Source organism: Pseudonocardia sp. SID8383 (assembly GCF_009864975.1).
GTDB lineage: Bacteria > Actinomycetota > Actinomycetes > Mycobacteriales > Pseudonocardiaceae > Pseudonocardia > Pseudonocardia alni.
In genome coordinates, this window is record NZ_WWFY01000423.1 from 1 (window position 1) to 3,199 (window position 3,199).

General features: G+C 74.6%; 4 protein-coding genes and 1 pseudogene. 3 read left to right on the forward strand and 2 right to left on the reverse strand.

Annotated elements, in window-relative coordinates:
- Positions 1-1,118 (reverse strand): ArsA family ATPase (locus GTW08_RS10520; protein WP_161151830.1); only part of this gene is annotated, 1,118 nt, incomplete at its 3' end.
- A complete protein-coding gene (locus tag GTW08_RS10525; protein WP_073576021.1) occupies positions 1,115-2,167 on the reverse strand; it encodes an ArsA-related P-loop ATPase in 1,053 nt (350 codons plus the stop codon). The genes GTW08_RS10525 and GTW08_RS10520, both read right to left, overlap by 4 nt.
- Positions 2,168-2,332: 165 nt before the next feature.
- Between GTW08_RS10525 and GTW08_RS10530 the strand changes: the two genes are divergently transcribed.
- The 3 genes and pseudogenes from GTW08_RS10530 to GTW08_RS10540 all read left to right on the forward strand — a co-directional run.
- Positions 2,333-2,503 (forward strand): DUF4177 domain-containing protein, encoded by a 171-nt coding sequence (locus GTW08_RS10530; RefSeq protein WP_139282840.1) that lies wholly within the window; start codon positions 2,333-2,335, stop codon positions 2,501-2,503.
- Positions 2,500-2,958 carry a RidA family protein gene (locus GTW08_RS10535; protein WP_073576022.1) on the forward strand — a complete coding sequence of 153 codons (459 nt, stop codon included), beginning with the start codon at positions 2,500-2,502 and terminating at the stop codon, positions 2,956-2,958. The genes GTW08_RS10530 and GTW08_RS10535 overlap by 4 nt, the downstream gene beginning before the upstream one ends.
- A gap of 1 nt (position 2,959) precedes the next feature.
- Positions 2,960-3,199, forward strand: a pseudogene (locus GTW08_RS10540) (hypothetical protein); the annotation flags it as partial.

Below are 3,199 nucleotides of genomic sequence, written 5' to 3' on the forward strand. Positions count from 1 at the left end.
CCGGTCTCGGCATCGCCGGCCAGCAGCGCGCCGACCCGGCGCAGCCCGTCGAGGTCGGCGATGTCGCCGGCCAGCGCGGGGACCCGCGTCACCGACACGCCGGGGTGGGCGGCGGAGAACCGGGTGAGCAGGTGCTCCTCCCGTTCGTGCAGGTCGACGCGGTCGGCGTGCAGCCGCAGCACCGCGGCCGCGATCTGCGACCCCGGCCCGCCGACCTGCTCGGCCGCGGCCCGCGCACGCGCCGCGGAGACCGGCGCGAGCACCGGGTGGGTCCGGTTCAGCACGAGCCCGGCCAGCGGCATGTCCTCCGACGACAGCCGCTCGGTGAAGTACGCCGCCTCGCGCAGCGCGTCCGGCTCCGGCGCGGCGACGACGAGGAACGCCGTCCCCTCCGAGCGCAGCAGCGCGTAGGTCTTCTCGGCCCGCTCGGCGAACCCGCCGAACAAGGTGTCGAAGGCCTGTACGAACGCCGACGCGTCCTGCAGCATCTGCCCGCCGATGATCGACCCGACGGCCTTGGCGAACAACCCGAACCCGGCCTCGACGATCCGGCGCAGCCCGCGGCCACCGGCCCGGGCGGGCGCGGCGAGCAGCCGGATCATGCGTCCGTCGAGGAAGCGGGACATGCGCTGCGGGGCGTCGAGGAAGTCCAGCGCCGAGCGCGACGGCGGCGTGTCGACGACGACGAGGTCCCACGTCCCGGCACCGGCCAGCTGGCCCAGCTTCTCCATCGCCATGTACTCCTGCGTCCCGGAGAAGGAGGAGGAGATCGTCTGGTAGAAGGGGTTCTCGATGATCTTCTGCGCCCGTTCGGGCGGGGCGTGCGACTCCACCATCTCGTCGAAGGTGCGGCGCATGTCCAGCATCATCGCGGCGAGTTCGCCGTCGACGGCCTTCACCGGGGCGGGGTCGTTGGACAGCTCGTCCACCCCGAGGGCCTGGGCCAGGCGGCGCGCCGGGTCGATGGTGAGCACGACGACCTGACGACCGCGCTCGGCGGCGCGCACCGCGAGCGCGGCGGAGGTGGTCGTCTTGCCGACGCCACCCGAGCCGCAGCACACGATGACCCGGGTGCCCGGGTCGTCGATCAGGGCGTCCACGTCCAGCGGGGCGGTCATCGGCGGGCCTCCAGGTGCACACCCTGCGCGGTCATCGACTCGGCCAGCTCGTAGAGCGAGCCGAGGTCCACCCCGCCGAGCAGCGCGGGCAGCGTGAGCCGCGGCAGCGGCGGGGTCGGCTCGGTCTCCAGGCGGCGCAGCGCGGCGGTCTCCCCCTCGACGGCGACGGCGTGCTCCACGGTCTCGGCGACCAGGCCGTCGATCTCGGTGGGGGCCAGCTCGATCCCGGCGCTCTGCAGGCCGTTGCGGATCCGGGTCGCGTCGACCCGCCCGCCCGCGGCGGCGGTGACCGAGCGGTCGGGCAACCACTGCTCGCGCATCCGGTTCACCACGACCGAGCCCAGCGGGATCCCGGCGGCGTCGAGCTCGGCGGCGGCGTCGAGCGTCTCGGTGACGGGCAGGTCCGACAGCAGCGTGACCAGGTGCACCGCGGTGAGCGGGGAGTGGATGAGCGCCTCGACGCCCTTGGCCTGCCCGTGGATCGGCCCGGCCTTGGCCAGGTCGGCCATCGCCCTGGTGACGTCGAGGAACGACACGAGACGGCCGGTGGGCGGCGCGTCGAGGACCACCGCGTCATAGGCGGGGAGACCGTCGGACTCCGTGCGGGTGACGCACTCCTTGGCCTTGCCGGTGAGCAGCACGTCACGCAGGCCGGGGGCGAGCGTCGTCGCGAACTCGATCGCGCCCATCCGGCGCAGCGTCCGCCCGGCCACACCCAGCCGGTAGAACATCTCGAAGTACTCCAGCAGGGCGGCCTCGGCGTCGACGGCCAGCGCCCGCACCTCGCCCCCGCCGGGCGCGACGGCGATCCGGCGCTCCTCGTACGGCAGCGGGGCGGTGTCGAAGACCTGGGCGATGCCCTGGCGACCTTCCACCTCGACGAGCAGCACCCGCTTCCCGCCGCCGGCGAGGGCCAGCGCGAGGGCGGCGGCCACGGTGGTCTTGCCGGTGCCCCCCTTGCCGGACACCACGTGGAACCGCGCGCGGGAGAGCGCGTCGGGCCACGGGTCGGGGCGGGTTCCGGGCTCGGGCCGGACGGTCGTGGTCACGGATCCAGCGTACGAGCGCCCACCGACAGCGGCCCGTCGGCGAGGTGCGTCCCACAACGGACGGGGCGCGTCCCGCGCTCCGGCGGTGGGCGTCCGTCGCAGGGGGACGGCCATCCGTCGCGCCACGACGGTTCGGTGTCGGGTGCCCGGGTTACAGTCCCGCCCATGAGCTCCCCGGTCGTGAAGTGGGAATACCTGACCGCCCCCCTGCTGATCCACAACACCAAGGCGATCCTGGACAACTTCGGCCAGGACGGCTGGGAACTGGTCACGGTGACGAGCGGCGCGAACGCCGAGCAGCTGGTGGCGTTCTTCAAGCGGCCGGTGCAGCAGTGAGCGCACTCGCCCGGCTGAAAGAGCTGGGGCTGACCCTGCCCGCGGTGGCCGCACCGGCCGGCGCCTACATCCCGGCCCGGCGCAGCGGGAACCTCGTGTTCACCGCCGGGCAGGTCCCGTTCGTGGACGGGAAGGTCGCCGCGACCGGCAAGGTCGGGGCCACGGTCACCGCCGAGCAGGCGTACGACCTGGCCCGGATCTGCACGCTGAACGCGCTCGCCGCGATCGACGGGCTGGTCGGCCTCGACAGCGTCACCGGCGTCGTGAAGGTCGTCGGGTTCGTCGCGTCGGACCCCTCGTTCTCCGGCCAGCCCGGCGTGATCAACGGCGCGTCGGACCTGCTCGGCGAGGTGTTCGGCGAGGCCGGGGCACACGCCCGGTCGGCCGTCGGCGTCGCGGTGCTGCCGCTGGACGTGCCGGTCGAGGTGGAGCTGACGGTCGAGGTCGGCGGCTGACATGGATCGGCTCGCCGGGGTCCCGGCCGGTCACGAGCTGCTGCTGCGGCTCGCCGGCCGGTTCCCCGACGAGCTGCTCTGGCGGCTGCGCGACTGGCTGGCCGCCGGGGACACCGCGGCGCTGGGCGCGGTCCTGCCGCGCACGCTGCTGCGGCACCGGATCGGGCTGACCGGGCACGAGCGCACGCTGCTCGCGGAGGTCGTCGGGCCGGACGCGCCGTCGCGGCGCCTGGTCGAGGCG

Bases quoted from the DNA above. Each gene is read 5' to 3' on its own strand.
- GTW08_RS10530 (WP_139282840.1), top strand. From the start codon at position 2,333: ATGAGCTCCCCGGTCGTGAAGTGGGAATACCTGACCGCCCCCCTGCTG.